The sequence below is a fragment of the Candidatus Chloroploca sp. Khr17 genome (assembly GCF_004138165.1).
Classification (GTDB): Bacteria; Chloroflexota; Chloroflexia; order Chloroflexales; family Chloroflexaceae; genus Chloroploca.
The window spans coordinates 1-5,420 of sequence record NZ_RYFF01000114.1 but is presented as its reverse complement, the minus strand read 5'-3'; the positions used below and the strand labels follow the sequence as shown (position 1 = coordinate 5,420).

General features: G+C 57.8%; 3 protein-coding genes and 1 pseudogene. 1 reads left to right on the top strand and 3 read right to left on the bottom strand.

Annotated features, from left to right (window positions below; all coding sequences use genetic code 11):
* From EKD05_RS25025 to EKD05_RS25015, 3 genes are all read right to left on the bottom strand, one after another.
* Nucleotides 1–636 (bottom strand): cohesin domain-containing protein (locus EKD05_RS25025; protein WP_205704087.1); only part of this gene is annotated, 636 nt, incomplete at its 3' end.
* Nucleotides 637–914: 278 nt separating this feature from the next.
* Nucleotides 915–4,445: a carboxypeptidase regulatory-like domain-containing protein gene (locus tag EKD05_RS25020; protein ID WP_129678310.1), complete on the bottom strand. Its 3,531-nt coding sequence runs from the start codon at nt 4,443–4,445 to the stop codon at nt 915–917.
* A gap of 51 nt (nt 4,446–4,496) precedes the next feature.
* Entirely contained in the window at nt 4,497–4,961 is a 465-nt protein-coding gene (locus EKD05_RS25015) for a LuxR family transcriptional regulator (protein WP_165360975.1), read from the bottom strand.
* A gap of 214 nt (nt 4,962–5,175) precedes the next feature.
* On the opposite strand from EKD05_RS25015, the pseudogene EKD05_RS25010 reads away from it, so the two are divergent.
* A pseudogene (locus EKD05_RS25010) lies at nt 5,176–5,420 on the top strand (hypothetical protein); the annotation flags it as partial.

The following is a 5,420-nucleotide window of genomic DNA, read 5'->3' as shown; positions in this document are numbered from 1 at the left end:
TGGCGCGGTCGGCGTCGCGGTTGGTGGCGCGGTCGGCGTCGCGGTTGGTGGCGCGGTCGGCGTCGCGGTTGGTGGCGCGGTCGGCGTCGCGGTTGGTGGCGGAGCCTCGGCAATCTCCAGGGTCAAATCCCGGGTCACTTCCAGGATTGAAGCACCAGCCCAAGTAAGATCACTCTGGCGGAGTAGGTCGGTTTCACCGCGATCAAAGGTGAGGGTCGTCGTGCCTTCAACGTTCAGGGCACGCACTTCAAACGTGGCGACCGCAAAGGTTCCGCTGGGGAAGGGGGCGTTGAGTGCGCCCACTACCAGATCAACCGTGCCTTCAACGGGATCAATCGTGTTGAGCAAAACCACTGGGAAGGCCGGATCAACCTGCAATGACTGAAGCACCACACGCGAGGGATCAAAGTTCAGGAAGGCCGCGACACCATCCACAGAACTGGATCCGGCCTCGACCTCAATGGTCACGGTTGCTGTTTCGCCTGGCGCAAGGGTCAAGGTAGAGGGATTGAGTTGCAACGTGATGGATGACTCGGCCCGGAGCGAGGCGAGGGGCCAACCCAGACCCGCCAGCAAGAGTGCGGTTATGATCAAACTGAACCAGAATAAGGATGAAAGACGACGGATTGGAGCCATAGCAAACCTCTTTACACTCGACATCGGCGTGGCGACGTATTAGTCTGGGAACTACGTTTCCCGGTCGCACCGCCGACCACGAATAACAACACGCACGAATAAACGAATATGGGCTGCCCCATGCGCTCTTCGTTTATTCGTGCCCCCATTCGTGGCCGGCGAACGACCCCAGAAAACTTAGGTTACACACTGCTTATGGTCTTTCAGAAATCAATCCGCTCGACCAGACCTCACAGGTCTTGAAAACCTGTGAGGTCGCAGGATGCAACGTGATGGAACTACCGACGAATCAGCGGCAAATAGACCCGGCTCCCTGAGCCAGTCAAGGTCAACTGCCACGGCGCTTCGTCGGGGGTAAGCGCCTGCCCACGCAGGGTGACCAGGCTCTGACGGAGGGCGTGGTCATCAACCAGCGTGATCTGGGTTCCCTGCGCATCACGACGCGCACGGAAGGTGATCGTCGCCAGCGGAACAACCCCGGTCGGCGGTGTTGCGTTGAGCGTCCCGCGCACCAGATTGATCTGCCCCGCATTCGGCAACACTTCACGCTGTAATTCCATTTCCAGGGTCGGATCGACCACCAGATCGACCACCTCCAAAACATCCGGGGCAAAGTCGAGATAGGCGGCAATGCCATCAAGTCCACCCGAAGGCGCTTCAACCGCCACCTGCAACGTAAACTCCTCACCGGCCCTGACATCGCGCTGCACCTGCACCAGTGCCAACGGAGCCTGGGTCAGCCCCGCACTGCTAGCCGTGAGCAGGTCTGGTTCACCTAACTGGCCAAAATTGCTTACCAGTAACGAGAAGTCAACGACGCTAATCATCTCATCGCCATTGAAATCAGCCCGTGCATCGTAGCCATCCGCACCACGCATGCGCCCGAACGTCCCGGCAAGCAGCGAAAAATCGAGCACGTTGATGCGATTGTCATTGTTGGCATCGCCCGTCGGCAACGCACCCAGCTGGATCACCTGGGCCGTATCGCTCAAGGCGAGCGTACGCGCAACGCGCAGCGACTGGGGGTGCTTTACGCGCAGGGTATAGGTGCCTGACACAACACCCGCAAGCTGGAACTGCCCGCGATCATCAGTCGTGTGTTGCGCACGATACAGAGTCGTGGTCGCAGTCGGCACACTCAGAACGACTTCAAGCGGCACCCGCAAACGCGCATGCGGTGGTTGGGGGCGTCCTTCAAGCTGGACGGCGACGGTAAAGGGCGCACCTTCAACGACTGTGATCGTTGCGGGTCGGACATTTTCGAGAAGCGACGCCCCCTCAAAAGTTACATCACTCTGGCGTGGAGCCACCTGGCTCAACGTCAGTTCGGTTCCCGCTGGGGCCACCTGCTTGGCACGGAAGGTCACCGTCGCCAATGTGAAGGTGCCCTGCGGCCAAGGGGCCGTCATGGTGCCACGAGCGAGATCAAGTGTGCCAGCCGTATTATTCAGTTCTTCGAGCAGACGAACCGGGAAAGCGGTACCGGCTTCCACCTTGGTAATTTCGAGCACCTCGGGATCAAAGGTCAGGTAGGCAGCGGCGGCATCTACGTCATAGTCACCCGCACGGATCTCAATTGCCACGTTCATCGTGCCACTTACCGGCATCGTCGTTGCGGCCGGTTTGAGTTCCATCACCACCCCGGTCGCCGGATTGGCGCGGGCGGCAAAATCCTGTCCGGTCACATTGCCATTGACCGTCACATTGCGCGTCGCTGGCCCAAAACGATACCCCTCCTTCGTCGGGGTCAGCGTATACGTTCCCGGTGGCACATCGTTCAGCGTATACGCGCCCTCTGCGTTGGTCGTCGCACTGCGGGTTCCATCGCTGACCGTCACACCGGCGAGGCCAGCGCCATTCGCAGCGGTCACCTGACCGCTGACCGTATAGGTCAACAGACGGGCCGCAAAATCCTGCCCGGTCACATTGCCATTGACCGTCACATTGCGCGTTGCTGGCTCAAAGCGATACCCCTCCTTCGTCGGGGTCAGCGTATAGGTTCCCGGTGGCACGTCGTTCAGCGTATACGCCCCCTCTGCGTTGGTCGTCGCATTCCGGGTCCCATCGCTGACCGTCACGTCGGCGAGGCCAGCGCCATTCGCAGCGGTCACCTGGCCGCTGATGGTATAACGACTTCGCACGGTAAAAGACCAGTTGGATGACCAGCCACTGCCCTCGGCACCATCACCGGCATGCAGACGCCAGGTATAGGCTCCATCGGCAAGATTGGTCTGCCAACTGGTTGTCGCAGCCCAGGGCATCTCAGCGACAACCGTGCCTGCGCTATCGATCACTTGCAGCACATAGTCACGATAATCACGCGGGCGATTATCGGGATCACCGGGATCATTCCAGGTAAACGCAACTGTTGGCCCAACCAGGGTGGCTCCATTCGCGGGTGTTGCGTGCGTCGGCATATTCGGGGGTATATTGACCACCGTAAATGTACGCGTCTGCAACTGCCACTCGCCGGTCACGGTACTACGCGCATAGACATACAACGTATGCTGACCAAGGCTCAATTGGGCGGAATTTATCCCGAACTCGAAGCCAGCATAGCGAAAACGCTCGCCATACGCGGCGGCAAGATCATCCCGACGCGTGCCATACGTCGCAGCCACACCGTGGGCACCACTTCCAGCGGGGCCATCAAAATAGATATGAACCGCATCGACACCAGTGCCAGTTGCCGCAGCAGCATGCATCGCCCAGCCGTTGATCACAATATCGCGATTGACCGAGACACCGTTCCCAGGGTTATCAATAGCCATCGCCGGGGGGGTGCCACTGCCAATGGTTCCATCGTTGTAGATACTATTATTTGCCGTCAAATATATACTGGCGGAGCGAACTGCACCGTCTCGGATGCGCGTCATCGTCCCTTGATATTCAGCTCCTCCGCCTGCAACTGTCCAGCCACCCACATCGATCCCATGAAAGGCAACGCCTTGTCCATTCAACTCAAGGCTGAAATGCACGTGGGGACCTGTTGCATATCCACCACAGCCAACTTCGGCTGAGGTTTTCCCGAGATAGGTTCCTCGTTGAATGGTTTGACCATTACTCACACTGATGCTGCTCTGTGCCACATGGTAATAGGTCGTCCTCCATCCATCACTATGCACCACCCGGATGAAGTTGGGACAGCTCGCGTACGTATAAGCCACGCCTTCCCGCGCAGCCCGGATATTGCCGGAACCCCCTGCAAAATCAATCGCACTCCAAAGCTTTGAGCCAAAGCCTCCAACATGTGGCCCGCCCGTGAAGTACCATGTTTCACCGGTTGCCCACGGTAAGCTTAATTGCGCGGCCCCATTGCCAGCCAGGCTTGGGGCGATCCGGAAGAGGGCTTGCACCTCTTCGCTCATCACTGATGCAGGCACCTCGGCTAACCAGGTCTGGAACTGCGCCTCTGGTTCAAGGGCAACGCTCCACCTTGTCGCCTCCTGACGGGCGAGAAACACCCAGGCAGTAGGCGCAGGGCGATCCTCTGAAGCCATAATCAGCACACTCCCTGCAGCCCAACCAGCGTCGTAGCGGATATCTTCCACGATCACCGATGATGTCGGCTGTTCACCCAGGAAGCGGGTAACAGCCGCTTGAACGGCCTCTGTCAGTGCGGATGGCGCAGTAGTCGCAGTGGAATTTGTCTCGCCAGCGTCAGCCACGACAAACGCCGCAGGTGCTGACGGCGCTGGTGGAACATGAGCATCCACCGAGGCAAAGGGATTTACTGAGGCAAGACCCAGGGTGAAGACGATCAGGGTAAGAAGTCGAATGAAGTGCCGGAACTTGGGTAGATGGAACATAACAAGTCTCTTTCTGCTTTCTCTCGACAATGCCCCATGACATGGTAAGTTTCAATGCCGCAATGTACTACCTGTCATTTTCATATAAGACAAAAGTCTTACCTGGCGATAGTACTCAACGGCTGCTGCAATGCGGTTGGGGGCACCGAGTTTCTGGCGTAGGCTGAGTAGGTGTTGGCGCACGGTGGAGAGTGAGAGGTGCAGGTGGGCGGCAATCACGCGATCACTTGCCCCGCTGGCAACCAGTTCGATCACCATCTGCTCACGTGGGGTCAGTGGGGTCGCGCACGGGGTGCATGCGGTGAGCGCTGGGCCATAGTGCAGGTCGTACGTGAGCGCGGCCACGGTACGGTTCGCTGCGCCAAGTTTGTGACAGGCAAGCTGAATATATTTTGTGACGGTGTGAAGGCCAAGATAGAGTTGGGCCGCAATCTGACTGTCGTTGTGCCCACAAAGAACGAGGCGCATCACGTCATGTTCACGTGGGGTAAGGCGAGGGCGGTTGATCGTTGGCATCACTTTGCTCCTCATTGCTGGTGAGAGAACGCTCTACATCCTATCTGTACCAGAGAGGGGCAAAAGACTCTTGTTTTTGCAATGACGGCACGTATGCTTCGTCTGGCAATGAGGTTTTCTGATGATTTGACGCAAGGGCGCAGAGGCGCAGATGGTATTGTGAACGTTTACAAGAAACATTGCGTTTTCTTGTGTTTCATAGTACAATTGTGCTATGAAATTGAGCGACTACGCAAAAAAGGTTGAGGACGAACCTACCGCCCGTACGCCATCCCGTGTGGCGATGTATGCACGAGTTTCTGCGGCAGAAAACAAGCCCAACCTGAACGCGCAGGCAGATTGCCTCGTTGGGTACGGTGCGGCAAAAAGCTATCAGGTGCATGTGGTAAACCAGGCGGAAAACGGCAAAGAAGATTTACTCACCGATCTTGTTGCCATTGTCTCCTCGTTCGCCGCACG